This is a genomic window from Micromonospora trifolii, assembly GCF_050516465.1.
In the GTDB taxonomy this organism is placed as follows: Bacteria; Actinomycetota; Actinomycetes; order Mycobacteriales; family Micromonosporaceae; genus Micromonospora; species Micromonospora trifolii.
The window spans coordinates 1,379,751-1,404,795 of sequence record NZ_CP191526.1; the positions used below are offsets into that span (position 1 = coordinate 1,379,751).

Sequence of the window (25,045 nt, forward strand, 5' to 3'; positions counted from 1 at the left end):
GCAGGGCGATGGCCAGCGTCTCCGTTGATGAGGCGATGCGGCGTGCGATCGAGTTGGCAGCGCGCGGGCTCGGCACCACCAGCCCCAACCCGGTGGTCGGGTGCGTGCTCCTCGACGAGGACGGCGAGGTCGTGGGCGAGGGTTTCCACGCGTACGCCGGGGGGCCGCACGCCGAGATCGTCGCCCTGGCGCAGGCCGGGCGGCGGGCCAAGGGCGGCACCGCTGTCGTCACTCTGGAACCCTGCGATCACACCGGCCGCACCGGCCCCTGTAGTTCCGCGCTCGTCCAGGCCGGGGTGGGCCGGGTCGTCATCGCCGTACCCGACCCCAACCCGGTCGCTTCCGGGGGCGCCGCCACCTTGCGCGCCGCCGGGGTCCGGGTTGATCTGGGGGTACGCGGCGAGGAGGCCGAGGCCGGCAACGTCGCGTGGCTGACCTCGATGCGCCGGGGCTGGCCGTACGTGATCTGGAAGTACGCCGCCACGCTCGACGGGCGCTCCGCGGCGACCGACGGCACCAGCATGTGGATCACCTCGGAGGCGGCCCGGATCGACGTGCACGCGCTGCGCGGCACTGTCGACGCGGTGATCGCCGGGGTGGGCACCGTCCTCGCCGACGACCCCCGGTTGACCGCCCGCAACCTGCGCGACGGCAGCCTGGCCATCCGGCAGCCGCTGCGGGTGGTGGTGGACAGCTCGGGGCGTACCCCGGCTGACGCCAAGGTCCGCGACGGCGCCGCGCGCACGTGGATCGCGACCGCCGACGAGGTCGGCGCCGACCCGGACGGCCGGGTCGATTTGTCGGCGCTGCTCGCGGCGCTGCACCAGCGCGGGGTGCGCGCGGTGCTGCTGGAGGGCGGCCCCCGGCTGGCCGGCGCGTTCCTGAAGGCCGGCCTGGTCGACAAGATCGTCGGGTACGTCGCGCCGCGGTTGCTCGGCGCCGGCCCGACCGCTCTGGTCGACGCGGGAGTGACCACCATCGCCGAGGCCATCGATCTGGAGTTCGTCGACGTTACGCAGATCGGTCCGGATCTCCGGATCACCGCTTTGCCCCGCAAACGGGAGGGCTGACATGTTCACTGGCATTATCGAGGAATTGGGCGAGATCGTCCGGGTAGCGCCGACGGCAGGCGATTCGGCGCTGCTGGGTGTACGCGGCCCACTGGTCACGTCCGACGCCCGGCACGGCGACTCGATCGCCGTCAACGGTGTCTGCCTGACCGTCGTGGAGGTGGCCGACGGGGTCTTCACCGCCGACGTGATGGGGGAGACGCTGCGCCGCTCCGCGCTGGGCGCGCTGCGCCCCGGCGACCCGGTCAACCTGGAGCGGGCCGCCGCGCTCGGTAGCCGGCTCGGCGGGCACCTGGTGCAGGGCCACGTCGACGGCGTCGGTGAACTGATCTCCCGGGAGCCGGCCGAGCAGTGGGAGACCGTCCGGTTCCGACTGCCCGCCGCCCTGTCCCGGTACGTGGTGGAGAAGGGCTCGATCACCATCGACGGCGTCTCGTTGACAGTGGCCGCCGTCGGCGCGGACGAGTTCGCCGTCGGGCTGATCCCGACCACGCTCAAGCTGACCACGCTCGGCGCGAAGGGCGTCGGCGACCCGGTCAACCTGGAGGTCGACGTGCTGGCCAAGTACGTCGAGCGGCTGCTCGGCGACCGGCTCACCGACGCCGACGCTCGTGGGCTGGCCGCGAACCCGGGCGGGGTGGCCTGATGGGCCCGCTCAGCTGGCTGCTGGACGCCCAGGTGCAGGTCGCCGGCTCGCCGGTGCTGGCCCGGGAGATCGTCGGCAACGCGTTCGGTTTGGTCTCGGCGCTGCTCGGGCTGCGCCGACTGGTCTGGGCGTGGCCGGTCGGCATGATCGGCAACGCGCTGCTCCTCACCGTCTTCCTCGGCGGGGTGTTCGCCACCCCGCAGGAGCACGACCTGTACGGGCAGGCCGGCCGGCAGGTGTTCTTCTTCGCGGTCAGCGTCTACGGCTGGTGGCGCTGGCAGCGCAACCGTCGCGCCGACGCCGGGCAGGCCGCAGTGGTGCCGCGCTGGGCCACCGGTCGGGAGCGACTGATGCTGCTGGTGGTCGCCGTGATCGGCACCGCCGCGGCGTACCCGCTGCTCAAGGCCCTTGGCTCGTGGGGCCCGCTGCCCGACGCCTGGATCCTCACCGGCAGCCTGCTGGCCACGTACGGCATGGCCCGCGGCTGGGTGGAGTTCTGGCTGCTCTGGATCGCGGTGGACGCGGTCGGTGTGCCGCTGCTGCTGCGCGGCGGGTTCTACCCGTCGGCCGTCATGTACCTGATCTACGGCGCCCTCTGCGTCTGGGGCTTCGCCGCCTGGTGGCGCACCTCGCGCGCCACGCGACCGGCGACCGTCCGCACGCCCATCTACACGGAGGCTGTCGCATGAGCGAGCGCAGCGAGCGAATCATCGATGCCGTGGTGGGTCATGACGCCATGGAACGAAGTGGAGTGGCGGCATGACCAGTTTTGGGGATATTGAGCAGGCGATCGCGGACATCGCGGCCGGCCGGCCGGTCGTCGTGGTCGACGACGCGGACCGGGAGAATGAGGGCGACCTGATCTTCGCGGCCGAGTTGGCCACGCCGGAGCTGATGGCGTTCATGGTGCGCTACACCTCGGGCTACGTCTGCGTGGCGCTGACCGAGAGCGAAGCCGACCGACTCGACCTGCCGCCGATGCACCACACCAATCAGGACCGGCGCGGCACCGCGTACACGGTGACCGTGGACGCCCGTGAGGGGGTCAGCACCGGCATCTCGGCGGCCGACCGCGCGCACACCAGCCGGCTGCTCGCCGACGCGGCGACCGACCCGACGGATCTGTCCCGCCCCGGGCACGTGGTGCCGCTGCGCGCTCGCGAGGGCGGGGTGCTGCGCCGGCCGGGGCACACCGAGGCGGGGATCGACCTGACCCGGCTGGCCGGGCTGCGTCCGGCCGGCGTGCTCTGCGAGCTGGTCAACGACGACGGCACCATGATGCGCCTGCCGGACCTGGAGAAGTTCTGCGCCGAGCACGGCCTCACGCTGGTCACCATCGCCGACCTGGTCGCCTACCGGCGGCGTACCGAGAAGCAGGTCGAGCTGGTCGCCGACGCCCGGATGCCGACGCGGCACGGGGTGTTCCGGGCGCTCGGCTACCGCGCCGAGCACGACCCGGCCGAACATGTCGCGATGGTGCTGGGTGACCTCGGTGACGGCCAGGACGTGCTGGTCCGGGTGCACTCCGAGTGCCTGACCGGGGACGTGTTCGGCTCGCTGCGCTGCGACTGTGGGCCGCAGCTGGAGGCCGCGCTGGCTCGGGTCGGGCAGGAGGGCCGGGGCGTGGTGCTCTACGTCCGTGGGCACGAGGGGCGCGGCATCGGGTTGCTGCACAAGCTACAGGCGTACCAGTTGCAGGACCTGGGCCGCGACACCGTCGACGCCAACCTCGACCTGGGCCTGCCGGCCGACGCCCGCGACTACGGCACCGGCGCGCAGATCCTCTACGACCTGGGCGTGCGGTCGATGCGGCTGCTGACCAACAACCCGGCCAAGCGGGCCGGGCTGGAGGGGTACGGGTTGACCATCACCGGCCGCGAGGGGTTGCCGGTCGGCGCGCACCCGGAGAACATGCGCTATCTGCGCACCAAGCGGGACCGGATGGGTCACCTGCTGGACGAGTTGGACGAGGTGTCCGAGGCGCCGCTGGGGCGTCCGGTCGCCAACGACGAGATCGGAGCATGACGATGGCGGGTTTCGGTGAGCCGGGAGTCGAGGCGGTCGACGCCGCGGGGCTGACCGTCGGGGTCGTTGCCGCCCGCTGGCACGGCGAGCTGACCGACCACATGCTGGAGCGTGCGGTGGCCGCCGCCGAGGCGTGCGGCGCGCGTTCCGTGGTCGCCCGGGTCGCAGGCTCGGTCGAGCTGCCGGTGGTCGCGCAGGCCCTCGCCCGCCGCTGCGACGTGGTGGTCGCCCTCGGCGTGGTGGTCCGTGGGTCCACCGCCCACTTCGACTACGTGTGCCGTTCGGTCACCGACGGGCTGACCCGGGTGGCGCTGGACGAGGGCAAGCCGGTGGCGCACGGAGTGTTGACCGTGGAGACCATCGAGCAGGCCCGCGACCGCGCCGGTCTGCCCGGCTCTGCGGAGGACAAGGGCTGGGCCGCCACTGTGGCGGCGCTCGACGCGGCGCTGGCCGTGCGAACGGTGGCGGCGGGCAACGCCCAGCGGGTCGGCTTCGGCGGCTGACGCCTCGGCCGTCTCTGAGGGCGGGTTCTCAGAGCCGACCGGCCTCGATGATCCGGCGCAGGAACTGCCGGGTACGAGGCTGGGTCGGCTCGCCGAGCACCTGCTCGGGCGGGCCGCTCTCGACGACCCGCCCGGCGTCGAGGAAACACACCTCGTCGGCGACCTCCCGGGCGAAGCCCATCTCGTGGGTGGCCAGCACCATGGTCATGCCGTCGGCCTTGAGGTCGCGGATCATCGCCAGCACCTCGCCGACCAGCTCCGGGTCGAGCGCGGAGGTGACCTCGTCGAGCAGCATCAGTCGAGGTGAGTTGGCCAGCGCCCGGACGATCGCCACCCGCTGTTGCTGCCCGCCGGAGAGCCGATCCGGGTAGGCGTCCGCCTTGGCGCCGAGCCCCACCCGGTCGAGCAACTCCCGGGCCTGCGCCTCGGCCTCCGCCCGGCCCCGCCGGTGTACGCGGCGCGGCGCGAGGGTGATGTTGTCCAACACGCTCAGGTGTGGAAACAGGTTGTACGCCTGGAACACCATGCCGATCCGCCGTCGGACCCGGTCCGGGTCCACCCGGGGATCGGAGATGTCCTCGCCGTCCAACTCGATGGTGCCGTCGTCGAGTTCGTCCAGCAGGTTGACGCAGCGCAGCAGGGTCGACTTGCCGGACCCGGACGCGCCGATCAGGGCCACCACCTGATGCTCGGCGACGGTCAGATCGAGTTGGTCGAGCACGGCGTGCCCGCCGAACTCCTTGCGCAAGCCCCGACAGCGCAACAACGCCATGGGTCAGCCTCCCGACTGTCGGCGGGCCGAGCGCAGCGTCACCCAGTCGGTGACCGCGATCAGCGGGATCGCGAGCAGCACGAAGAGCACCCCCGCCACGACGTACGGCGTGTAGTTGAACGTCTGTGCGGTGGCGATCTGCGCGGCGCGGACCGCGTCGATCGGCCCGGCCAGCGACACCAGCCCGACGTCCTTCTGCAACGCCACCACGTCGTTGAGCAGGGGTGGCGCCACCCGGCGGACGGCCTGCGGCAGGACCACGTGCCGCATCGTCTGCCGGTAGGTCAGGCCCAGCGAGCGGGCCGCGGCGAGTTGGCTGGAGTGCACCGACTCGATGCCGGCCCGGAACACCTCGGCGAGGTAGCCGCCGTAGGTGAGGACCAACGCGATCCCACCCAGCACCAACACCGGCGGCATGCCCTGCAACCGCAGCCCCGGCACGCCGAGAGTGAGCAGGTACAGCACGATGATCAGCGGTAGGCCGCGGAAGGTGTAGGTGTAGCCGGCGGCCAGCGCGCGGACCGGGAAGAAGACCGGCCCGCGCAGCGTCCGCAGCACGGCGATCACCAGCCCGAGCAGCAGCGCGCCGACCGCACAGCAGACCAGCAGCCGTACGTTGAGCCAGAGCCCGCTCAGCACCGTCGGCAGCGCGTCGCGGGCGATCTCCGGATCCAGGAACGACCGCCGGACCCGGTCCCAGCCCGGTGCCCCGGTCACCGCGATCACCAGCAGCGTGCCGAGCGCCGCCGTCGAGGACGCCGCGACGAGCACGCTGTAGACGGTCTGCCGACGCCGGTACGCCGACCGCCGCAGCTGCGCCTCCGACGGCACATGATCCAGAAGCGTCACCGCAGCTCGGCCGCCCCCGCCACCTGGGCGAGCCACTTCTGCTCCAGCTCCTTCAGCGTGCCCGCAGTGGTGAGCTGACCGACCGCCCCGCTCACGCAGGAGGTCAGGGGGGAGTTCTTGTCCAGCAGCAACCCGAACGCCTCGGGCGTACCGACCTGCGGCACCTGCCCGACGATCGTCGCGTCGGTGATCTCCGCGCCGGTGATGTAGAAGGCGGTTGGAAGATCCACCACCAGACCGTCCAACTGCCCGTTCTGGAGGGCCTTCTTGGCGTCGTCGTTGCTGTTGTAGACCTGCGGCTTGGCGGTCGGCTTGATCACGTCGGTGATCGCCTGGTAGCTGGTGGTGCCGACCTGCGCGCCGAGCCGGGCGTCCCGCAGCTCGGCCAGCGACCTGCGGCCGGCGATCTTCGAGGACTTCAACGCGATGACGGTCTGCCGCACCAGGTAGTACGGCGCGGAGAAGTCGACCGCCTGCTTGCGCTCGTCGGTGATGGAGAACTGGTTGATGTCGAAGTCGAAGTCCTTCGGCCCCGGCGCGATGGCGGTGTCGAACTTGACCCGGGTCCAGGTGACGTCGGCGCGGGCGTAGCCGAGCTTCTCGGCCACCGCGTACGCGACGGCGGATTCGAAGCCCTCGCCGCTGTCCGGCTTGTCCTTGGCGAACCACGGCTCGTACGCGGGCTGGTCGGTGGCGATGGTCAGCTTGCCCGGCGTACGCGTGGGCAGGCTGTCCTTGGCGCAGGACGGCGCTGCGGTGACAGTGGGGGTGGGTTTCTCGACCTGTGGCGCGCATCCGGCGGTGGCTACGACGACGGCGCCGGCGAAGGTGAGCGCGAGGAGACGTGAGCTGCTGGCCATGGCGGACAGCGTAGAGCTCCATGGGCATCGATCGACAATTGTCCCACCATGTTGATAGGGAATTGTCCGCTTGCTGGATTACGGCGGACCCGGACGCTTGGCGTCGCCCGGGTGGCTGGAAGAATCGTTCCCCGTGAAGACGTTCGAGGAGTTGTTCGCCGAGCTGCAGGCCAAGGCCGCCGCCGGCACCCCGGGCTCGGGCACCGTCGCCGCGCTGGACAAGGGCGTGCACTTCATCGGCAAGAAGGTCGTCGAGGAGGCCGCCGAGTCGTGGATGGCCGCCGAGCACGAGGGGCCGGAGCGCACCGCCGAGGAGATCTCCCAGCTGCTCTACCAGGTCCAGGTACTGATGCTCGCCAGCGGGCTCGAGCTCAAGGACGTCTACCGACATCTGTGAGTGCCCCCACCCCTGTTGATCGCCAACCGGATCGAAGGAGCACTCCGTCATGCTGCGTGTCGCCATTCCCAACAAGGGCACCCTGGCCGAGCCGGCCGCCCAGATGCTGCGCGAGGCGGGCTACCGCCAGCGCACCGACCCCAAGGACCTCGTCTGCCGGGACGAGGCCAACGACGTCGAATTCTTCTACCTGCGCCCGAAGGACATCGCCACCTACGTCGGCTCCGGTGACCTCGACCTCGGGATCACCGGCCGGGACCTGCTGATCGACTCGGCCGCGCCGGCCGAGGAGGTCGTCGACCTCGCCTTCGGCCGGGCCACCTTCCGCTTCGCCGCCCGCCCCGACGACATCGCCTCCGTGCAGGAGCTGGGCGGTCACCGGATCGCCACCGCGTACCCGGGGCTGGTCGAGCGGCACCTCGGCGAGGTGGGCGTCAAGGCCGACGTGATCCGCCTCGACGGCGCCGTGGAGAACGCCGTACGCCTCGGCGTCGCCGACGTGATCGCGGACGTGGTGGAGACCGGCGCGACCCTGCGCCAGGCGGGCCTGGTGGTCTTCGGCGAGCCGCTGCTGCGCTCGTCGGCGGTGCTGGTCCGGCGCGCCGGCGCGCCCGCGCAACCGCAGGCCGAGCAGTTGCTGCGTCGCCTGCACGGTGTGCTGGTGGCCCGCCGCTACGTGATGCTCGCCTACGACGTGCCGGCCGGTCTGCTGGACCGGGCCAGCGGGCTCACCCCGGGCATCGAGTCGCCCACCGTGTCGCCGCTGCACCGCGAGGGCTGGGTCGCGGTGCAGGCGATGGTGCTCCGAGACGACGTGCACCGCATCATGGACGAGCTGTACGAACTGGGCGCCCGCGCCATCCTCGTCACCAACATCCACGCCTGTCGCCTCTGACCGTTTCGTCTAGAGCGCGGCCCGGCGCTTGATCAACTCGGGTTCGCTGAAAACGGGGGTGTCCGCGCGCCAGGGACACCCCCGTTTCACGAAGTCCGAGTGGATCTGTCGCGCCAGCGCCCGCACCGGGAAGATCGCGCACGATCTTGAGTTCTCGGGCGGGGACCCCTGGGGGCCGGGGTTCGGGTTCGGTGTTCGGGAGTGGGCTCGGGGCGGTGGCTCGGCGGGTGGTGCGTTTGATGGGCGAGTGCGGGTGGCAGACTGGTGGGGTGAGTGAAACCGAACTGGTCCGCCTGAAGCCCCGCCGCATCCGCGTGGTCTGCTGGTCGGCGGCGGCCGCCCTGGTGGTGGTGTTCGGTCTGGTCGCTACGTCGCTGAGTGGCCCGACCGGCGATGGTTACGGCAGCTTCCAGCGCGGCGACCAGATCGCCATGATCGGCCTGGGCATCTTCGGGGCGCTGGGCTTCCTGCTGTTCACCCGTCCCCGGGTGGAGGCGGACGCACGGAGCATCCGGGTGCGTAACGTCATCAGCTCCTACGAGCTGCCCTGGGAGGTTGTCCGGGGCGTCCGCTTCGACCGGGGCGCGCCGTGGGCCAGCCTGGAGCTGCACGACGACGACCTGCTGCCGATGGTCGCGTTGCAGGCCGCCGACAAGGAGCTGGCCGTCGACGGGGTCCGCGCGCTGCGCCGGCTGCACGAGGCCCACCAGATTCGCCTCGCCGAGCGCGCCGTCGGCCGCTGACCGGCCGAACCGCCTCACCGCCTACTCGCGTCGTCGCCCACCCGCGCGGCCACGTACCCCTCGCCAAGATCTGGACAACCTCCCTGTAACTGCTGCCGCCCGGCGCCCGGGCGGCAGCAGGTGCAGGGAAAGCGCGCGGATCTTCAAGCGGCGGCACGGCGGCGACAGGGCGGCGCGACGGCACGGCGCCGAGGTCGGCCACGCCGGTGCCTGGACGCAGGTCGTGCCCGGTTTGGGGGTGGCCGGGGCGCCGGTGTAGTGTTATCGAGTCGACCAGGCTGTCTCCGCGTGCGAGCAGGCAGCCTTGAAAGCGGAGCGCCTGCTCCCACCCGAGTCGCCGCTACGGTGGCCGGGTCCGGTCACCGGTTCCGGGCATGTCCCGGCGCCGGATGCGCGATCCTTGTGATCGTGCTGCTGACCGGTCGAGCGGGCCCTGGCATGCGCCGGGGCCTTCTGCTTTTCAGGTCGGTTCCCTCCCGGGAGCCGCAGGGGTCGGCGACGAGCAGAAACGACTCGAGGAGGCCCCATCAGCGTCGAACCACGCGTGAACGAGCAGATCCGGGCACGTGAGGTCCGACTGGTCGGCCCAGAGGGTGAGCAGGTGGGCATCGTCCCGCTGGAGCGCGCTCTTCAGCTGGCCGCGGACGTCGATCTGGACCTGGTCGAGGTTGCGCCGATGGCGCGCCCGCCGGTGTGCAAGCTCATGGACTTCGGCAAGTTCAAGTATGAGAGCGCACTCAAGGCGCGCGAAGCGCGGCGTAATCAGCAGCAGACCGTCATCAAGGAAATGAAGCTTCGGCCGAAGATCGACCCGCACGACTACGAGACCAAAAAGGGTCACGTGGTGCGGTTCCTCAAGGCGGGCGACAAGGTCAAGGTGACGATCATGTTCCGCGGTCGCGAGCAGAGCCGCCCGGAGCTGGGTTACCGGCTCCTGCGCCGGCTCGAGTCCGAGATCACGGAACTGGGATACGTCGAGGCCGCTCCGAAGCAGGACGGCCGAAACATGATTATGGTTCTCGCCCCGCATCGGGCCGTCAAGGCCTCCGCGGTCGCCGCTACGGCGTCTCGCGGCGGACCTCGGGACCGGGCAGGGGACGAGTCCGCCGCTCCGGAAGCCGATGAGACCGCAGCGGTCAGCGAGACCGCAGCAGCCGGTGACACCGGCCTCGCCGCCGACACCAGCAGCGAGTAACAGGGGAGAAGACGTTCCACATGCCGAAGATGAAGAGCCACACGGGTATGGGTAAGCGGGTCAAGGTGACCGGCAAGGGCAAGATCGTTGCCCAGCAGGCCGGCCTGCGCCACAACCTGGAGAAGAAGCCCTCCACCCAGACCCGCCGGCTGACCGGCACGGTCGTGCTGGCCAAGGCCGACGTCAAGCGCATCAAGAAGCTGCTCGGCCGCTGACGCGCGCCACCTTTACGTAATTAGGAGTTGAGATGGCACGCGTCAAGCGGGCTGTAAACGCCCAGAAGAAGCGTCGTACCCTGCTGGAGTCCGCGAGTGGTTACCGCGGTCAGCGCTCCCGCCTGTACCGCAAGGCCAAGGAGCAGGTGCTGCACTCGATGCAGTACGCCTACCGGGACCGTCGCGACCGCAAGGGCGACTTCCGGCAGCTGTGGATTCAGCGGATCAACGCGGGCGCCCGGGCCAACGGGATGACCTACAACCGTCTGATCCAGGGCCTGCGTCTGGCCGGCATCGAGGTCGACCGCAAGATCCTGGCCGACATGGCTGTCAACGACGCCGCCTCTTTCGCGGCGATCGTCGAGCTGGCCCGGGCCGCGGTCACGGCCGAGGGCACCGGCGGCGCGGCGGCTCAGGCCGCCTGATCCCCACGCACCAGAACGAGGCGTCTCCCGTGTCGGCACCGCCGTCCGGGGGGCGCCTCAATCGTGCCGGAGGAGCGCACATCATGGCTTTCACCCCGCGTACCCCCAGGGTTGTCGCCGCCCGCCGCCTGCAACGCCGCCGGGACCGCGACGCCACCGGCCGTTTCCTGGCCGAGGGCCCGCAGGCGGTCCGCGAGGCCCTCGCGCGGCCGGGGGTGGTCACCGAACTGTTCGGTACGACCACCGCGCTCGACCGGTATCCGGAGTTGGCCGCCACGGCGGCCCGTGCCGACGTGCCGGTCTCCGAGGTGACCGACGACGCCATCGCGGCGCTGGCCGAGACCGTCGCCCCGCAGGGGCTGGTGGCCGTCTGCCGGCACCTGGACGTGTCGCTGGAGCAGGCCCTCGCGGGTGCGCCCCGGCTGGTGGCGGTGCTCGCCGAGATCCGCGATCCGGGCAACGCCGGCACCGTGCTGCGCACCGCCGACGCGGCCGGTGCGGGTGCGGTGATCTTCGCCGGAGACGCCGTCGACCCGTACAACGGTAAGTGTGTGCGGGCCTCGGCCGGCAGCCTTTTTCACGTCGACGTGGTGCGCGCCCCCGACCCGGTCGCGGTGGTCGACGCGCTGCGCGCCGCCGGGCTGTCGATCTTCGCGACCACCGGGTACGGCGACAACGACCTGGACGACCTGACCGACTACGGTCGGCTCGTGGGGCCCACCGCCTGGCTGTTCGGCTCGGAGGCGCACGGGCTGCCCAAGGAGTTGACCGCCGCCGCCGACGCCACGGTGCGGGTGCCGCTGTACGGGCGCGCGGAGAGCCTTAACCTGGCTGCCGCCGCCGCGGTCTGCCTGTACGCTTCAGCCAGAGCGCAGCGCTGAAGGTGATTTGCTCCGGCGCGACTGACAGCAGGGGAGAGCGTCCGTCCATGAACGCGACACGGCGTTCGTTTAGCCAGCCCGCCGGTGTCGGCGGGCGGCGGGCCTGACCTGCTCCCTGCGCAACTCCTACCGGCGGGCTGCGGCACAGCCGCGCGTCCGTAGACTCGCCTAGCCGCCCCGGTGAGGGCTGGCGCCGCCGTGAGGGAGTGCCCGTACGCCATGAGCTACCGCAACGATCCGTACGACCCGAAGCAGGTCGCCCTGCTCGACCCCGCCGCCCTGGCCGAGGCCGTCGCGGACGCCACGAAGGCGTTCGAGGCCGCCGCCGACCCGGACGCGCTGACCGCGCTGCGCTCGGTGCACCTGGGTGACCGGTCACCGGTCTCCCTCGCGCGCCGGGAGATCGGCGCGCTGCCGCCGGCCGCGAAGTCCGACGCCGGCAAGCGGGTCAACGAGGCCCGCCGGGCCATCGAGTCCGCGTACGCCGAGCGCGCCGAGGTGGTGGAGCGCGAGCAGGCCGAGCGGGTGCTGGTCGAGGAGCGGGTGGACGTCACCCTGCCCTACGACCGGCGTCCGCGTGGCGCCCGACACCCGTTGAGCACCTTGATGGAGTCGATCAGCGACCTCTTCGTCGGGATGGGCTACGAGGTGGCCGAGGGGCCCGAGGTCGACCTGGAGTGGGTCAACTTCGACGCGTTGAACATTCCCGCCGACCACCCGGCACGGGGGTTGATGGACACCTTCCACATCGCACCGGAGGGTTCCGGCCTTGTTCTACGAACGCACACCTCGACGGTGCAGACCCGCACGATGCTCAGCCGCAAGCCGCCGATCTACGTGATCGTGCCGGGCCGCGTCTACCGCACCGACGAGATCGACGCCACCCACAGCCCGGTGTTCCACCAGGCCGAGGGTCTGGTGGTCGACAAGGGCATCACGATGGCGCACCTGCGGGGCACGCTGGACCACTTCGCCCGGGCGATGTTCGGCCCGGAGGCGAAGACCCGGTGGCGGCCGCACTACTTCCCGTTCACCGAGCCGTCGGCCGAGTTCGACGTGTGGTTCCCGGAGCACCGTGACGGCCCACAGTGGGTCGAGTGGGGTGGCTGCGGCATGGTCAACCCCCGGGTGCTGCGCGCCTGCGGCGTCGACCCGGAGGTCTACTCCGGATTCGCCTTCGGCATGGGCATCGACCGGACCCTGATGGTCCGGCACGGGGTCAGCGACATCCGCCATCTCTTCGAGGGCGACGTGCGGTTCAGCCGCGCGCTCGGGACCGGGGCGTAGGCGATGCGGGTACGAGACACGGGAACGGTGGTCTGAAGTCATGCGAGTTTCTGTCAGTTGGCTGCGGGAGTACGTCGACCTCCCCGCCGACCTGCCCACCGGTGACCTTGAGCAGGCCCTGGTCGACCTCGGCATCGAGGTCGAGTCCGTGGTGGACCTGGCCGAGACCGTCACCGGCCAACTGGTTGTCGGTGAGGTCCGCGAGATCGAGGAGCTCACCGGTTTCAAGAAGCCGATCCGGTTCTGCCGGGTCGACGTGGGTGCCGCCAACGGCACCGGCGAGCCGCAGGAGATCGTCTGCGGGGCCCGTAACTTCGTCCCGGGTGACCGGGTGGTGGTGATCCTGCCCGGCGGCGTGCTGCCCGGCGGCTTCGCCATCGGCGCCCGCAAGACGTACGGGCACAACTCGGCGGGCATGATCTGCTCGGCCAAGGAGTTGGGCCTCGGCGACGACCACTCCGGCATCATCGTGCTGGGGCCGGACGTGACGGCCAAGCCGGGCGACGACGCGCGCCCGGTGGTCGGCCTCGACGACGTCGTGCTCGATCTGGAGATCACCCCCGACCGGGGGTACGCGCTGAGCCTGCGCGGCCTGGCCCGGGAGCTGTCGCACGCGTTCGACGTGCCGCTGCGCGACCCGGCCCTGGCTCCGGCCCCGGGCGGCACCGAGACGCCGGCGTACCCGGTGGAGGTCCGCGACACGGTCGGCTGCGACCGGTTCACGGCCCGCCTGGTCCGCGGGGTCGACCCGACCGCGCCCACGCCGTCCTGGATGCAGCAGCGGCTCGTCACCGCCGGCATCCGCAGCATCTCGCTGCCCGTCGACATCACCAACTACGTGATGTTGGAGCTGGGCCAGCCGATGCACGCCTTCGACGCCGACCGGATCGCCGGGGCGCTGGTGGTCCGGCGCGCCGACGCGGGGGAGAAGCTGACCACCCTCGACGGGGTGAACCGGGTGCTCACCGCCGACGACATGGTGATCTGCGACGACACAGGCCCGATCTCCCTCGCCGCGGTGATGGGCGGCGAGACCAGCGAGGTCGTCGCCGGCACCACCACAGTGCTCTTCGAGGCGGCGCACTGGGACCCGGCGATGGTCGGGCGCACCGCCCGCCGACACAAGCTGTTCAGCGAGGCCGCGAAGCGCTGGGAGCGGGGCGTCGACCCGGCCGTGGCGCTGGTCGCGCTGGAGCGTGCCGTGCGGCTGCTCACCGAGCACGGCGGGGGCACCCCGAGCGCGGAGATCCTGGACATCGACCACGTCCGGCCGCGTACCCCGATCAGTCTTCCGGCGGACCTGCCGACCCGGCGGGTCGGCGTCGAGTACCCGCCGGCGCGGGTGGTCGCCCTGCTGGAGCGGGTCGGCTGCACTGTCGCGCAGGGCGCGGACCGGCTGTCCGAGGACCCGGGCGCGGTCGGCGTGGCCAGCGGCGTCGGGACCGTACTGAGCGTCACCCCGCCGACCTGGCGGCCCGACCTGACCGACCCGGCCGACCTGGTCGAGGAGGTCGTCCGCCTCGACGGGTACGACCGGGTGCCGTCGGTGCTGCCGACCGCGCCTCCGGGGCGCGGTCTGACCCCGCGACAGCGTCGCCGCCGGGCAGTCGCCGGGTCGCTGGCCGAGCGGGGGTACGTGGAGGTGCTCGCGCACCCGTTCGTGTCGCCGGAGCTGGCCGACCAGCTCGGTCTGCCGGCCGACGACCCGCGCCGGCCCGCGGTGCGGCTGGCCAACCCCCTGTCCGAGGAGGAGCCGCTGCTGCGCACCACGCTGCTCGGCCCGCTGCTCGGCATCCTCAAGCGCAACCTCGGCCGGGGTCACCGCGACCTCGCCCTCTACGAGATCGGTGCGGTCTTCCACCCGCGCGTCGGCGCCGGCAGCCCGCCGGCGATGGGCGTGGACCGACGTCCCACCGACGCGGAGTTCGCGGCCGCCGACGCGGTGGTGCCGGCGCAGCCGGTGCACGTCGCGGTGGTGCTCTCCGGCGACCTGGACCCGGCCGGCTGGTGGGGTGCGGGTCGAGCGGCTGGCTGGGCGGACGCGATCGAGGCGGCCCGTGACGTGCTGGCCGCCGCCGGGATCCCCGACGAGCGGGTCGAGGTGCGCGCCGCCGAGTACGCCCCGTGGCACCCTGGCCGCTGCGCCGAGCTGCGGGTCGACGGCTCGGTCGTCGGACACGCCGGCGAGCTGCACCCGGTGGTGGTCGCGGCGTTGGAGTTGCCCCGCCGCACCTGCGCGATGGAGCTGAACCTCGACGCGCTGCCGCCGACCCCGGTAACGCCCGCGCCGACGGTCTCCGGCTTCCCGCCGGCGCTGATCGACGTGGCGCTGGTGGTGGACGAGTCGGTGCCGGCGGAGCAGGTGCGCCGGGCGCTGGAGGCGGGCGCCGGTGAGCTGCTGGAGGACGTGCGACTGTTCGACCTCTACTCCGGCGCTCAGCTCGGCGCCGGCCGCCGGTCGCTGGCGTACAAGCTCACCTTCCGGGCACCGGACCGGACGCTCACCGTCGAGGAGGCGGTCGCGGCACGGGACGCGGCGGTCGCCGTCGCGGCGGAGCGCCTCGGCGCCACCCTCCGCGGCGCGTAACCGCCCCGCCCCGCGATCTTGCACTTTGTGTTGCCGATATGCACTTCCTGTCGGCTATCCGAGCACAGCAAGTGCAAGATCGCGGGGGTGGGGTGGGATTCACATCATCATGCAGGGGACTGCATGAACTTGCACTCGTGAGTCGTCCTTGTTAATCTTCGCTGCATAGTCATGCGGAGGTGAGTATGGGGATCCGAGTCGCGGTCGCCGGAGCGAGCGGGTACGCCGGGGGTGAGCTGCTGCGCCTGATCGCCGGGCACCCGGAGTTCGACCTGGTCGCCGCCACCGCGCACAGCCAGGCCGGGCACCGCGTCGATGTGGTGCACCCGCAGCTCACCGGGCTCGACCTGGTGCTCGGCGAGACCGATTCGACCGTCCTGGCCGACGCGGACCTGGTCTTCCTGGCCCTGCCGCACGGCCAGTCGGCTGCCCTGGCGGCCCAGCTCCCGGCCGAGGTGCGGATCGTCGACCTGGGTGCCGACCACCGGCTGGCCGACCCGTACGCCTGGGCGCAGTACTACGGCGGCACGCACGCCGGGCAGTGGACCTACGGTCTGCCCGAGCTGCCCGGTCAGCGGGAGCTGATCGCCGGCTCCACCCGGGTGGCGAACACCGGCTGCTACGCCGCAGCTATCACCCTGGCGCTCGCGCCGCTGATCGCCGACGGCGCGGCGAACCCCGCCGACGTGGTGGTGGTCGCCGCCTCCGGCACCTCCGGCGCCGGCCGGGCGGCCAAGCCGCACCTGTTGGCCAGCGAGGTGATGGGCGACCTGTCGCCGTACCGGGTGGGCACCCACCAGCACGTCCCGGAGATCAAGCAGGCCACCGGCGCGACCGGCCTGTCGTTCACCCCGGTCCTGGCACCGATGCCGCGCGGCATCCTGGCCACGGTCACCGCGGTGCCGGCGCGCGGCGTCGACCCGCAGGAGGTGCTGGCGCGGGCGTACGCGGACGCGCCGTTCGTGCACGTGCTGCCGGAGGGCCGCTGGCCGCACACCGCCGCCACAGTGGGCTCCAACTCGTGTCACCTACAGGCCACCGTCGACGTCGACTCGGGTCGTCTGATCGTGCTCAGCGCGTTGGACAACCTGGGCAAGGGCGCGGCCGGTCAGGCCGTACAGAACGCCAACCTGATGCTCGGCCTGCCGGAGACGACGGGCCTGTCGATCTGGGGAGTCACGCCGTGAGCGCGAGGAGTGCAGCGCAGCGGAGCCCCGCAGTCGCGAACGAGAGGCAGGCGCCGTGAGTGTCACCACCCCTCGGGGGTTCCGGGCGGCCGGTGTGGCCGCCGGCCTCAAGACCAGCGGCGGCGCGGACGTCGCCCTGGTGGTCAACGACGGCCCGGACGCCGGAGTGGCCGGTGTCTTCACCACCAACCGGGTCAAGGCCGCGCCGGTGCTCTGGACCCAGCAGGTCGTGCAGGGCGGTGTGGTCCGCGCCGTGGTGCTCAACTCCGGTGGCGCCAACGCCTGCACCGGGCCGGCCGGCTTCCAGGACACGCACGCCACCGCCGAGCACACCGCCGTCGCGCTGACCTCGGTCAGCCCCCGGTTGATCCTCGGTGCCGGTGAGGTCGCGGTCTGCTCGACCGGCCTGATCGGTGAGCGGCTGCCGATGCCGAAGCTGCTGCCGGGCGTCCGCTCGGCGATCCGTGGGCTGTCCCGCGATGGTGGCCCGGCCGCCGCCGAGGCGATCATGACCACGGACACCCGGCCGAAGACCACTGTGGCCCGGGGGAGCGGCTGGACGGTCGGCGGCATGGCCAAGGGCGCCGGGATGCTCGCGCCGGGGATGGCCACCATGCTCTGCGTGCTGACCACCGACGCGGTGGCCGGGCCGGCGACGCTGGACGAGGCGTTGCGGGCGGCCACCCGGGTCAGTTTCGACCGGGTCGACTCGGACGGCTGCATGTCCACCAACGACACGGTGCTGCTGCTGGCCAGCGGGGCGAGCGGCATCGAGCCGACGCCGGCCGAGTTGGCAGCGGCCGTCACCGCGGCCTGTCACGACCTGGCCCAGCAGTTGGTGGCCGACGCAGAGGGCGCCACCAAGCAGATCGCCATCGACGTGGTCGGCGCGGCGGACGAGGACGAGGCGGTCGAGGTGGGCCGTACGGTGGCCCGCAACAACCTGGTCAAGACGGCACTGTTCGGCAACGACCCCAACTGGGGTCGGATCCTCGCCGCCGTCGGCACGACCGCCGCCGCGTTCGACCCGGACGAGGTGGACGTGGCGGTCAACGGGGTGTGGGTGTGCCGGGGCGGCGCCGCCGCCGAGGACCGCTCGAAGGTCGACCTGACCGGGCGGGACGTGACCATCCGGATCGACCTGCACGCGGGGACGTCGGCCGCCACGATCTGGACCAACGATCTGTCCCACGCGTACGTGCACGAGAACTCGGCGTACTCCACGTGAGCGCGAGGAACGCAGCGCAGCGGAGTCCCGCAGTCGCGAACGGAAGGCCGGCGCGGTGAGTCTCAGCAGCGATTTGGCTCGCGCCCAGGTCAAGGCGGAGACTCTGATCGAGGCGCTGCCCTGGTTGGCACGCTTCTCCGGCTCGACGGTGGTGGTCAAGTACGGCGGCAACGCGATGACCGATCCGGAGCTGCAGCGGGCGTTCGCGGCCGACATGGTCTTCCTGCGCTACGCCGGCCTGAAGCCTGTGGTGGTGCACGGCGGTGGTCCGCAGATCTCCGCCATGCTGGGTCGCCTCGGCATCGCCAGCGAGTTCCGGGGTGGTCTGCGGGTGACCACCGCCGAGGCGATGGACGTGGTCCGGATGGTGCTGGTCGGTCAGGTCGGCCGGGAGCTGGTGGGTCTGATCAACTCGCACGGTCCGTACGCCGTCGGCCTCTCCGGCGAGGACGCCCGGCTGTTCACGGCGGTGCGGCGTCCGGCGTACGTGGACGGGCTGCCGGTCGACGTGGGCCAGGTCGGGGACGTCGAGTCGGTCGACGTGTCAGCGGTGACCGACCTGATCGAGGCTGGTCGGATTCCGGTGATCTCCACGGTGGCGCCGGACGTGGACGGGGTGCTGCACAACCTCAACGCGGACACCGCCGCCGCCGCGTTGGCCATCGCGTTGCGGGCCCGCAAGCTGGTCGTGCTCACCGACGTGGCCGGCCTGTACGCGGACTGGCCGGACACCTCGAGCCTGGTCTCCGAGATCGCCGCGGACGACTTGGCCAAGCTGCTGCCCAGCCTGGAGTCGGGGATGGTGCCGAAGATGGAGGCCTGCCTGCGGGCGGTGCGTGGGGGAGTGCCCGCCGCGCACGTCGTCGACGGTCGGGTGGCGCACTCCACGTTGCTTGAGGTGTTCACCTCGGAAGGGTTCGGAACGATGGTGGTGCCGGGAGACGGGACGGACGCGACATGAGCACGTTGGCGCAGCGGTGGAAGCAGTCCATGATGGACAACTACGGCACGCCGCCGATGGCGTTGGTCTCCGGCGCCGGTGCCGTCGTGGTCGACGACGCCGGCCGGGAGTACCTCGACCTGGTGGGTGGCATCGCGGTAAACGCCCTCGGTCACGCCCACCCGGCGGTGGTGGCGGCGGTCTCGAAGCAGGTCGCGACCCTTGGGCACGTCTCCAACCTCTATGTGGCCGAGCCGCCGGTCGCCCTCGCCGAGCTGCTGTTGGCGCTCGCCGGCCGGCCGGGCCGGGTGTTCTTCGCCAACTCGGGCGCGGAGGCGAATGAGGCGGCGTTCAAGCTTTCCCGGCGCACCGGCCGCACCCACGTGGTGGCCACCAGGGGCGGCTTCCACGGCCGGACCATGGGCGCCCTCGCGCTGACCGGCCAACCGGCCAAGGCTGACCCGTTCCGGCCGCTGCCCGGCGAGGTGACCCACGTCGACTACGGCGACGTCGCCGCCCTCGACGCGGCCGTGTCGGACGCCACCGCCATGGTGATCCTGGAACCCGTCCAGGGTGAGAACGGCGTGCTCGTCCCGCCGGCCGGCTATCTCGCCGCGGCCCGGCGGATCACCGCCCGGCACGGCGCGCTGCTGGTCCTCGACGAGGTGCAGACCGGCGTGGGGCGTACCGGGCACTGGTTCGCCCACCAGGCCGAGGGTGTGGAGCCGGACGTGGTCACCCTGGCCAAGGGGCTGGGTGGCGGGCTGCCCATCGGCGCGACGTTGGCCTTCGGCCCGGCCGCGGACCTGCTCACCCCGGGCTCGCACGGCACCACGTTCGGCGGCAACCCGGTCAGTTGCGCGGCGGCGCTCGCCGTGGTGGCGACCATCGCCAACGAGGGCCTGCTCGACAACGTCAAGCGGGTCGGTGAGCGGCTGCGTCGCGGCATCGAGGCGCTGGAGCACCCGCTGATCGCCGGGGTACGCGGCGCCGGTCTGCTGCTCGGCGTGGCGCTCACCGCGCCGGTGGCGTCGGTGCTGGCCGAGGCCCTGCGGGAAGCCGGCTTCCTGGTCAACCCGGTGCAGCCGGGTGTGATCCGGCTGGCGCCGCCGTTGATCCTCACCGCCGCCCAGGCGGACACCTTCCTCGCGGCGCTGCCCGCCGCACTGGACGCGACCGCCCCGGCGGCCGCCGGCGCGCAGATCGCACCAGCCACCCTGACCACCACGACGGGGACGACTCGATGACCCGGCACTTCCTGCGCGACGACGACCTCTCGCCCGCCGAACAGTCCACGGTCCTCGACCTGGCGGCGCGGATGAAGGCGGACCGGTTCGGCCACCGGCCGCTGGTCGGCCCCCGCTCGGTGGCGGTGCTCTTCGACAAGCAGAGCCTGCGGACCAGGATCTCGTTCGACGCCGGGATCGCCGAGCTGGGCGGGCACCCCTTGGTGGTGGACACGCAGGTCACCCACTTCGGTCGCGGTGAGTCGCTCGCCGACGCGGGGCGGGTGCTGTCCCGCTACGTCGCGGCGATCGTGCTGCGAACCCACGGTGACGAGCGGATCGCCGAGGTGGCGGCGGGCGCCACCGTGCCGGTGGTCAACGCGCTCACCGACGGTTTCCACCCGTGCCAGCTGCTGGCCGACCTGCTCACCATCCGGGAGCGGTGCGGTGGCACGGCCGGCCGGACCCTGGCGTACGTGGGGGACGGCGCGAACAACATGGCGCAGTCGTACCTGCTGGCCGGGGCGACGGCCGGGATGCACGTGCGGATCGCCGGCCCGGCCGGGTTCGCGCCGGACGCTGCCGTTGTGGAACGGGCCGCCCAGATCGCCGCGGAGACCGGCGGGTCGGTGCGGGTGCTGACCGACCCGGCCCAGGCGGTACGCGACGCCGACGTGCTGGCCACCGACACCTGGACGTCGATGGGGCAGGAGTCCGACGGGTTGGACCGGATCACCCCGTTCCTGCCGTACCAGGTCAACAAGGAGCTGCTCGGCCAGGCAGCGCCGGACGCGATCGTGCTGCACTGCCTCCCCGCACACCGTGGTGAGGAGATCACCGACGAGGTGCTCGACGGTCCGCAGAGCGCGGTCTTCGATCAGGCGGAGAACCGGCTGCACGTGCAGAAGGCACTGCTGACGTTCCTGCTGGGCACCGCGACGGAGGGCGCCGCGACGGAGAGCGCCGCGATCGGCGATGCCGTCGCCGGGGGGTCCCGATGACCGCCCCGCTGACTCGCGCGGCCCGGCACGCCCGGATCGTGGAGCTGATTCGCGACCGGGCGATCCGGTCGCAGACCGAGCTGGCCGACCTGCTCGCCGCCGACGGCGTGGGCGTCACCCAGGCCACCCTCTCGCGGGACCTGGAGGAGTTGGGCGCGGTCAAGGTGCGCGGCGGCGACGGCCCGGCCGTCTACCTGATCCCCGAGGACGGGCAGCGACCGTTGCGCGACGCCGAGGCCGCGCCGGCCCGGCTGGTACGGCTGCTGCGCGAACTGCTCAACGGGGTCGACTCCAGCGGCAACATCGCCGTGCTGCGGACACCGCCGGGCGCAGCCCAGTACCTGGCCAGCGCGTTGGACCGAGCGGGCCTGCCCGAGATCGTGGGCACCATCGCCGGCGACGACACCATCCTCGTCGTGGCGCGTGAGGCCGTCGGCGGGGCCGCACTCGGAGACAAGCTCGCCGGCTGGGCCCGCCGGGACGAAACAGTTGAAGGGAACACCACGTCATGACCGAGCGGGTCGTGCTCGCGTACTCCGGCGGGTTGGACACCTCCGTCGCCATTCCGTACCTGTCCGAGCAGACCGGCGCCGAGGTGATCGCGGTCGCCGTCGACGTCGGGCAGGGCGGTGAGGACCTCGACGCCATCCGGCAGCGTGCCCTGGACTGCGGCGCCGCCGAGTCCGAGGTGGTGGACGCGCGCGACGAGTTCGCCGCCGACTACTGCCTGCCGGCCATCCGGGCCAACGCGCTCTACATGGATCGCTACCCCCTGGTGTCGGCGCTGTCCCGGCCGCTGATCGCTAAGCATCTGGTGGCGGCGGCGCGCAAGCACGGCGGCACGATCGTGTCGCACGGCTGCACCGGCAAGGGCAACGACCAGGTCCGGTTCGAGGTGGGCCTGAACGCGCTCGCCCCCGACCTGAAGATCATCGCGCCGGCCCGGGACTTCGCCTGGACCCGGGACAAGGCGATCGCCTTCGCCGAGGAGAAGGGGCTGCCGATCGACGTGTCGGCCAAGTCCCCCTACTCGATCGACCAGAACCTGTGGGGTCGCGCGGTGGAGACCGGCTTCCTGGAGGACATCTGGAACGCGCCCGTCGAGGATCTCTACTCGTACACCTCCGCCCCGACCCAGGAGCGCGACCCCGACGAGGTCGTGATCACCTTCGACGGCGGCGTGCCGGTGGCGATCGACGGTGAGACGGTCACCCCGTACCAGGCGATCCTGGAGCTCAACCGGCGCGCCGGCGCTCAGGGCGTGGGCCGGCTCGACATGGTCGAGGACCGCCTGGTCGGCATCAAGAGCCGCGAGGTGTACGAGGCGCCCGGCGCGATCGCGCTGATCACCGCCCACCAGGAGTTGGAGGCGGTGACCGTCGAGCGGGACCTGGCCCGGTTCAAGAAGGGCGTCGACCAGCGCTGGGGCGAACTCGTCTACGACGGGCTGTGGTTCTCGCCGCTGAAGGCGTCGCTGGACGCGTTCATCGACGACGCGCAGCGGCACGTGAGCGGCGAGGTGCGGATGATCCTGCACGGCGGCCGGGCCACGGTGACCGGCCGGCGCTCCGAGGCGAGCCTCTACGACTTCGGAATGGCGACCTACGACACCGGCGACACCTTCGACCAGTCTCTGGCCAAGGGCTTCGTGCAGCTGTGGGGGCTGCCGAGTCGGATGGCCGCCGCTCGGGACGCCCGGCTGGGAGGCCACTGACCATGGGGACCACAATGGGCGGGGTGGACGACAAGAGCCTGACCGAGAACAGCGCCGCCACCAACCGGACGAGCCTCTGGGGTGGCCGGTTCGCGGGCGGCCCCGCCGAGGCGCTCGCCCGACTGTCGGTGAGCGTGCAGTTCGACTGGCGCCTGGCCCCGTACGACATCGCCGGTTCCCGGGCGCACGCCCGGGTCCTCGCCGGCGCCGGCCTGCTCGATCCGGAGGAGCTGGGCCGGATGCTGGCCGCGCTGGACGACCTTGAGGCCGCCTGCGCCTCCGGAACGTTCCGCCCCACCATCGACGACGAGGACGTGCACACCGCGCTGGAGCGGGGTCTGCTGGAGCGTCTCGGCAGCCTCGGTGGCAAGCTGCGCGCCGGCCGGTCCCGCAACGACCAGGTCGCCACCGACCTGCGGCTCTACCTGCGCGACCACGCCCGGGGCGTGGCCAGCCGCCTGGTCGAGCTGGCGGAGGCGCTGGTCGAGCAGGCCGAGCGGCACATCGACACCGCCGCGCCGGGCATGACCCACCTTCAGCACGCCCAGCCGGTCACCTTCGGGCACTGGCTGCTCGCCCACGTGCAGCCGCTGCTGCGCGATCTGGAGCGGCTGCGCGACTGGGACCACCGGGCGGCGATCAGCCCGCTCGGCGCGGGTGCCCTGGCCGGTTCCGGGCTTCCACTGGACCCGGTGGCCGTGGCCAAGGAGTTGGGCTTCCGCACGTCGTTCGCCAACTCGATGGACGCTGTCGCCGACCGGGACTTCGTGGCCGAGTTCCTCTTCACCACCGCCCTGATCGGGGTGCACCTGTCCCGGCTCGGCGAGGAGGTGGTGCTCTGGACCTCGCACGAGTTCGGTTGGGTGGAGCTGGACGACTCGTTCGCCACCGGCTCGTCGATCATGCCGCAGAAGAAGAACGCGGACATCGCCGAGCTGGCCCGGGGCAAGTCCGGGCGTCTGGTCGGCGGCCTGATGACAGTGCTCACCATGCTCAAGGGCCTGCCGATGACCTACGACCGGGACATGCAGGAGGACAAGGAGCCGGCCTTCGACGCGGTCGACACCCTGGAGCTGCTGCTTCCGGCCCTGGCGGGAATGATCTCCACGATGACGGTCCGGGTGGACCGCCTCGTCGCCGCCGCCCCGGTGGGTTTCTCCCTCGCCACGGAGGTCGCCGACTGGCTGGTCCGACGCAACGTGCCGTTCCGCGACGCGCACGAGATCACCGGCCAGCTGGTGGCGCTCTGCGCAGCTCGGGAGTGCGAGCTGAACGACGTCTCCGACGAGGACCTGGCCGCGGTCAGCGGGCACCTGGACCCGTCGGTGCGGGACGTGCTCTCGGTCCGTTCGGCTCTCGCGGCCCGGACCACCCCCGGTTCCACCGGCCCCGGCCCGGTCGCCGACCAGCTCGCCGCCGCGGCGGACCGGCTTACCAACTGGCGGGAGTGGGCCGCCGAGCGGGTCGTTCCGCGCTGAGCTGTGCCGTGGCGTCGGCGCTGGCCGCCGGCGCCGCGGCGGTTCAGGCCGTCGGGCGCTCCCGTTTGGGGAGCTTGGCCACCACCATGTCGTACGACGAGTCGACCGCCTCGGTCAGCTCCTCGTCGTCGATGCCGCCGTCCAGGCGCAGCGTGTTCCACCCGGACCGGCCGATGTAGGCCATCACGCTGGCGTCGTCGGGGTGCCGGTGCAGCCACTCGTCGGCCACCTCCCGGGTCGGCCCGCACTTGATGCCGACCGTCGGCTTGCCGCTGTCGCTGCCGAGGAACGCGAAGATCCGGCCGCCCACCTTCACCACCTCGTCGCCCTCCCACGGCTGGTCCAGCCACGCTCCCGGCTTGGCCAGGCAGTACGCCAGCATCTCCGCGCGCTCCATGGGTGCCTCCTCGTCGTGCGCACAGTGTGCCCGTCCAACCGCCGTCGCAGGCGCGGCGTGCCGATCCGGGCGCCGGATCAGGCGGTCTGCTCGGACGAGCGGGCGGCGACCCGCTCGTAGCGCTGTCGGGCCGCCTGTGCGCTGCCCAGACCCAGCCCGTACGCGATCGCCTGCCAGGTCAGCCCCCGGTCGCGGGCCAGCGTCAGCAGGCCGGCCTCCAGGGCGTCCAGCTCGGCGCGGACGTGTGGGAGCAGGGTCAGCGCGGCGGTCAGGTCGGCGGCGTCGATCGGCTCCTCAGCGGGTTCGCGTTCGGCCCCGCCGGCGGCGAGCGCGGTGACCAGGGCGACCGCCTCCCACGGGTCCAGCACGTACGGGTGGGCCCAGCGACCCCGCTGGGTGTCGGTGCCGGCGTGCCGCTCGCTGATCCGCTGTAACGCCTCGTACGTCCGGTGGGCGCGGGCTCGGCCCGGGTCCGGCGCGGTGAAGATGTCCTCGGTCGTCATACCCCGAGCACACCCCATCAA

At 72.1% G+C, this 25,045-nt stretch carries 27 protein-coding genes; 22 read left to right on the forward strand and 5 right to left on the reverse strand.

Translation table 11 applies throughout. The features are described from left to right. Positions 1 to 8 precede the first annotated feature (8 nt). The 5 genes from ribD to ribH all read left to right on the forward strand — a co-directional run bounded on the left by ribD (position 9) and on the right by ribH (position 4,244). Positions 9 to 1,070, forward strand: a complete 1,062-nt coding sequence (ribD, locus tag ACQRWP_RS06310; protein ID WP_430501214.1) for a bifunctional diaminohydroxyphosphoribosylaminopyrimidine deaminase/5-amino-6-(5-phosphoribosylamino)uracil reductase RibD — start codon at positions 9 to 11, stop codon at positions 1,068 to 1,070. Between the two features lies 1 nt (position 1,071). Then, positions 1,072 to 1,716 carry a riboflavin synthase gene (locus tag ACQRWP_RS06315; protein ID WP_430501215.1) on the forward strand — a complete coding sequence of 215 codons (645 nt, stop codon included), beginning with the start codon at positions 1,072 to 1,074 and terminating at the stop codon, positions 1,714 to 1,716. After that, positions 1,716 to 2,405 (forward strand): nicotinamide riboside transporter PnuC, encoded by a 690-nt coding sequence (pnuC, locus tag ACQRWP_RS06320; RefSeq protein WP_430501216.1) that lies wholly within the window; start codon positions 1,716 to 1,718, stop codon positions 2,403 to 2,405. The genes ACQRWP_RS06315 and pnuC overlap by 1 nt, the downstream gene beginning before the upstream one ends. A 70-nt stretch (positions 2,406 to 2,475) precedes the next feature. Continuing rightward, positions 2,476 to 3,741, forward strand: coding sequence for a bifunctional 3,4-dihydroxy-2-butanone-4-phosphate synthase/GTP cyclohydrolase II (locus ACQRWP_RS06325; protein WP_430501217.1), 1,266 nt, complete (start codon positions 2,476 to 2,478; stop codon positions 3,739 to 3,741). A gap of 2 nt (positions 3,742 to 3,743) precedes the next feature. Next, complete coding sequence (ribH, locus tag ACQRWP_RS06330; RefSeq protein WP_091401939.1) at positions 3,744 to 4,244, forward strand: 6,7-dimethyl-8-ribityllumazine synthase; 501 nt, start codon at positions 3,744 to 3,746, stop codon at positions 4,242 to 4,244. A gap of 28 nt (positions 4,245 to 4,272) precedes the next feature. On the opposite strand, the gene ACQRWP_RS06335 is transcribed toward ribH, so the two are convergent. From ACQRWP_RS06335 to ACQRWP_RS06345, 3 genes are read right to left on the reverse strand one after another with little or no spacing between them, the layout of a single operon-like run. Continuing rightward, a complete protein-coding gene (locus ACQRWP_RS06335) occupies positions 4,273 to 5,016 on the reverse strand; it encodes an amino acid ABC transporter ATP-binding protein (protein WP_430501218.1) in 744 nt (247 codons plus the stop codon). A gap of 3 nt (positions 5,017 to 5,019) precedes the next feature. After that, positions 5,020 to 5,865 (reverse strand): amino acid ABC transporter permease, encoded by an 846-nt coding sequence (locus ACQRWP_RS06340; protein WP_430501219.1) that lies wholly within the window; start codon positions 5,863 to 5,865, stop codon positions 5,020 to 5,022. After that, positions 5,862 to 6,725, reverse strand: a complete 864-nt coding sequence (locus ACQRWP_RS06345; protein WP_430501220.1) for an ABC transporter substrate-binding protein — start codon at positions 6,723 to 6,725, stop codon at positions 5,862 to 5,864. Before ACQRWP_RS06345 ends, ACQRWP_RS06340 begins: the two co-directional genes overlap by 4 nt. Before the next feature lie 133 nt (positions 6,726 to 6,858). Between ACQRWP_RS06345 and ACQRWP_RS06350 the strand changes: the two genes are divergently transcribed. The 17 genes from ACQRWP_RS06350 (at position 6,859) to argH (ending at position 24,124) form a co-directional block, all read left to right on the forward strand. Further along, positions 6,859 to 7,122, forward strand: a complete 264-nt coding sequence (locus ACQRWP_RS06350; RefSeq protein WP_030335709.1) for a phosphoribosyl-ATP diphosphatase — start codon at positions 6,859 to 6,861, stop codon at positions 7,120 to 7,122. Positions 7,123 to 7,171: 49 nt separating this feature from the next. Further along, positions 7,172 to 8,017 (forward strand): ATP phosphoribosyltransferase, encoded by an 846-nt coding sequence (gene hisG, locus ACQRWP_RS06355; RefSeq protein ID WP_030488425.1) that lies wholly within the window; start codon positions 7,172 to 7,174, stop codon positions 8,015 to 8,017. A 269-nt stretch (positions 8,018 to 8,286) separates the two neighbouring features. Beyond that, positions 8,287 to 8,760 (forward strand): PH domain-containing protein, encoded by a 474-nt coding sequence (locus ACQRWP_RS06360; protein WP_430501221.1) that lies wholly within the window; start codon positions 8,287 to 8,289, stop codon positions 8,758 to 8,760. A gap of 544 nt (positions 8,761 to 9,304) precedes the next feature. Then, a complete protein-coding gene (infC, locus tag ACQRWP_RS06365) occupies positions 9,305 to 9,955 on the forward strand; it encodes a translation initiation factor IF-3 (RefSeq protein WP_238686767.1) in 651 nt (216 codons plus the stop codon). A 20-nt stretch (positions 9,956 to 9,975) separates the two neighbouring features. Beyond that, positions 9,976 to 10,170: a 50S ribosomal protein L35 gene (gene rpmI, locus ACQRWP_RS06370; protein WP_007458415.1), complete on the forward strand. Its 195-nt coding sequence runs from the start codon at positions 9,976 to 9,978 to the stop codon at positions 10,168 to 10,170. Positions 10,171 to 10,202: 32 nt separating this feature from the next. Then, positions 10,203 to 10,595: a 50S ribosomal protein L20 gene (rplT, locus tag ACQRWP_RS06375; protein ID WP_030488429.1), complete on the forward strand. Its 393-nt coding sequence runs from the start codon at positions 10,203 to 10,205 to the stop codon at positions 10,593 to 10,595. Between the two features lie 83 nt (positions 10,596 to 10,678). Continuing rightward, entirely contained in the window at positions 10,679 to 11,476 is a 798-nt protein-coding gene (locus tag ACQRWP_RS06380; protein WP_430501222.1) for a TrmH family RNA methyltransferase, read from the forward strand. A 219-nt stretch (positions 11,477 to 11,695) separates the two neighbouring features. After that, on the forward strand, positions 11,696 to 12,763 hold the full coding sequence (pheS, locus tag ACQRWP_RS06385; RefSeq protein WP_030335722.1) for a phenylalanine--tRNA ligase subunit alpha: 1,068 nt from the start codon (positions 11,696 to 11,698) through the stop codon (positions 12,761 to 12,763). Between the two features lie 40 nt (positions 12,764 to 12,803). Beyond that, positions 12,804 to 15,350 (forward strand): phenylalanine--tRNA ligase subunit beta, encoded by a 2,547-nt coding sequence (gene pheT / locus ACQRWP_RS06390; protein WP_430501223.1) that lies wholly within the window; start codon positions 12,804 to 12,806, stop codon positions 15,348 to 15,350. 185 nt (positions 15,351 to 15,535) lie between these two features. Next, positions 15,536 to 16,537 (forward strand): N-acetyl-gamma-glutamyl-phosphate reductase, encoded by a 1,002-nt coding sequence (gene argC, locus ACQRWP_RS06395; protein ID WP_430501224.1) that lies wholly within the window; start codon positions 15,536 to 15,538, stop codon positions 16,535 to 16,537. Positions 16,538 to 16,592: 55 nt separating this feature from the next. Further along, positions 16,593 to 17,765: a bifunctional glutamate N-acetyltransferase/amino-acid acetyltransferase ArgJ gene (gene argJ, locus ACQRWP_RS06400; RefSeq protein ID WP_430501225.1), complete on the forward strand. Its 1,173-nt coding sequence runs from the start codon at positions 16,593 to 16,595 to the stop codon at positions 17,763 to 17,765. 55 nt (positions 17,766 to 17,820) lie between these two features. Next, on the forward strand, positions 17,821 to 18,726 hold the full coding sequence (gene argB, locus ACQRWP_RS06405) for an acetylglutamate kinase (protein ID WP_430501226.1): 906 nt from the start codon (positions 17,821 to 17,823) through the stop codon (positions 18,724 to 18,726). Then, a complete protein-coding gene (locus ACQRWP_RS06410; RefSeq protein WP_430501227.1) occupies positions 18,723 to 19,952 on the forward strand; it encodes an acetylornithine transaminase in 1,230 nt (409 codons plus the stop codon). Before argB ends, ACQRWP_RS06410 begins: the two co-directional genes overlap by 4 nt. Continuing rightward, complete coding sequence (gene argF, locus ACQRWP_RS06415) at positions 19,949 to 20,932, forward strand: ornithine carbamoyltransferase (RefSeq protein WP_430501228.1); 984 nt, start codon at positions 19,949 to 19,951, stop codon at positions 20,930 to 20,932. The genes ACQRWP_RS06410 and argF overlap by 4 nt, the downstream gene beginning before the upstream one ends. Beyond that, positions 20,929 to 21,444 carry an arginine repressor gene (locus tag ACQRWP_RS06420; protein ID WP_430501229.1) on the forward strand — a complete coding sequence of 172 codons (516 nt, stop codon included), beginning with the start codon at positions 20,929 to 20,931 and terminating at the stop codon, positions 21,442 to 21,444. Before argF ends, ACQRWP_RS06420 begins: the two co-directional genes overlap by 4 nt. Then, positions 21,441 to 22,646 (forward strand): argininosuccinate synthase, encoded by a 1,206-nt coding sequence (locus ACQRWP_RS06425; RefSeq protein WP_430501230.1) that lies wholly within the window; start codon positions 21,441 to 21,443, stop codon positions 22,644 to 22,646. The genes ACQRWP_RS06420 and ACQRWP_RS06425 overlap by 4 nt, the downstream gene beginning before the upstream one ends. Positions 22,647 to 22,660: 14 nt before the next feature. Beyond that, complete coding sequence (gene argH, locus ACQRWP_RS06430) at positions 22,661 to 24,124, forward strand: argininosuccinate lyase (RefSeq protein WP_430503142.1); 1,464 nt, start codon at positions 22,661 to 22,663, stop codon at positions 24,122 to 24,124. 43 nt (positions 24,125 to 24,167) lie between these two features. Here argH and ACQRWP_RS06435 read toward each other — a convergent pair whose 3' ends face one another. Further along, positions 24,168 to 24,521 carry an MmcQ/YjbR family DNA-binding protein gene (locus ACQRWP_RS06435; RefSeq protein ID WP_124818781.1) on the reverse strand — a complete coding sequence of 118 codons (354 nt, stop codon included), beginning with the start codon at positions 24,519 to 24,521 and terminating at the stop codon, positions 24,168 to 24,170. A 77-nt stretch (positions 24,522 to 24,598) separates the two neighbouring features. Next, positions 24,599 to 25,024, reverse strand: coding sequence for a DNA-binding protein (locus ACQRWP_RS06440; RefSeq protein ID WP_430501231.1), 426 nt, complete (start codon positions 25,022 to 25,024; stop codon positions 24,599 to 24,601). Between the last annotated feature and the right edge of the window lie 21 nt (positions 25,025 to 25,045).

Bases quoted from the DNA above. Each gene is read 5' to 3' on its own strand.
- pnuC (WP_430501216.1), top strand. From the start codon at position 1,716: ATGGGCCCGCTCAGCTGGCTGCTGGACGCCCAGGTGCAGGTCGCCGGC.
- hisG (WP_030488425.1), top strand. From the start codon at position 7,172: ATGCTGCGTGTCGCCATTCCCAACAAGGGCACCCTGGCCGAGCCGGCC.
- argF (WP_430501228.1), top strand. From the start codon at position 19,949: ATGACCCGGCACTTCCTGCGCGACGACGACCTCTCGCCCGCCGAACAG.
- ribH (WP_091401939.1), top strand. From the start codon at position 3,744: ATGGCGGGTTTCGGTGAGCCGGGAGTCGAGGCGGTCGACGCCGCGGGG.
- ACQRWP_RS06380 (WP_430501222.1), top strand. From the start codon at position 10,679: ATGGCTTTCACCCCGCGTACCCCCAGGGTTGTCGCCGCCCGCCGCCTG.
- ACQRWP_RS06345 (WP_430501220.1), bottom strand. From the start codon at position 6,725: ATGGCCAGCAGCTCACGTCTCCTCGCGCTCACCTTCGCCGGCGCCGTC.
- rpmI (WP_007458415.1), top strand. From the start codon at position 9,976: ATGCCGAAGATGAAGAGCCACACGGGTATGGGTAAGCGGGTCAAGGTG.
- pheS (WP_030335722.1), top strand. From the start codon at position 11,696: ATGAGCTACCGCAACGATCCGTACGACCCGAAGCAGGTCGCCCTGCTC.
- argH (WP_430503142.1), top strand. From the start codon at position 22,661: ATGGGCGGGGTGGACGACAAGAGCCTGACCGAGAACAGCGCCGCCACC.
- ACQRWP_RS06425 (WP_430501230.1), top strand. From the start codon at position 21,441: ATGACCGAGCGGGTCGTGCTCGCGTACTCCGGCGGGTTGGACACCTCC.
- ACQRWP_RS06440 (WP_430501231.1), bottom strand. From the start codon at position 25,024: ATGACGACCGAGGACATCTTCACCGCGCCGGACCCGGGCCGAGCCCGC.
- ACQRWP_RS06435 (WP_124818781.1), bottom strand. From the start codon at position 24,521: ATGGAGCGCGCGGAGATGCTGGCGTACTGCCTGGCCAAGCCGGGAGCG.
- ribD (WP_430501214.1), top strand. From the start codon at position 9: ATGGCCAGCGTCTCCGTTGATGAGGCGATGCGGCGTGCGATCGAGTTG.
- ACQRWP_RS06315 (WP_430501215.1), top strand. From the start codon at position 1,072: ATGTTCACTGGCATTATCGAGGAATTGGGCGAGATCGTCCGGGTAGCG.
- ACQRWP_RS06410 (WP_430501227.1), top strand. From the start codon at position 18,723: ATGAGCACGTTGGCGCAGCGGTGGAAGCAGTCCATGATGGACAACTAC.
- ACQRWP_RS06325 (WP_430501217.1), top strand. From the start codon at position 2,476: ATGACCAGTTTTGGGGATATTGAGCAGGCGATCGCGGACATCGCGGCC.
- argC (WP_430501224.1), top strand. From the start codon at position 15,536: ATGGGGATCCGAGTCGCGGTCGCCGGAGCGAGCGGGTACGCCGGGGGT.
- ACQRWP_RS06420 (WP_430501229.1), top strand. From the start codon at position 20,929: ATGACCGCCCCGCTGACTCGCGCGGCCCGGCACGCCCGGATCGTGGAG.
- rplT (WP_030488429.1), top strand. From the start codon at position 10,203: ATGGCACGCGTCAAGCGGGCTGTAAACGCCCAGAAGAAGCGTCGTACC.
- ACQRWP_RS06335 (WP_430501218.1), bottom strand. From the start codon at position 5,016: ATGGCGTTGTTGCGCTGTCGGGGCTTGCGCAAGGAGTTCGGCGGGCAC.
- pheT (WP_430501223.1), top strand. From the start codon at position 12,804: ATGCGAGTTTCTGTCAGTTGGCTGCGGGAGTACGTCGACCTCCCCGCC.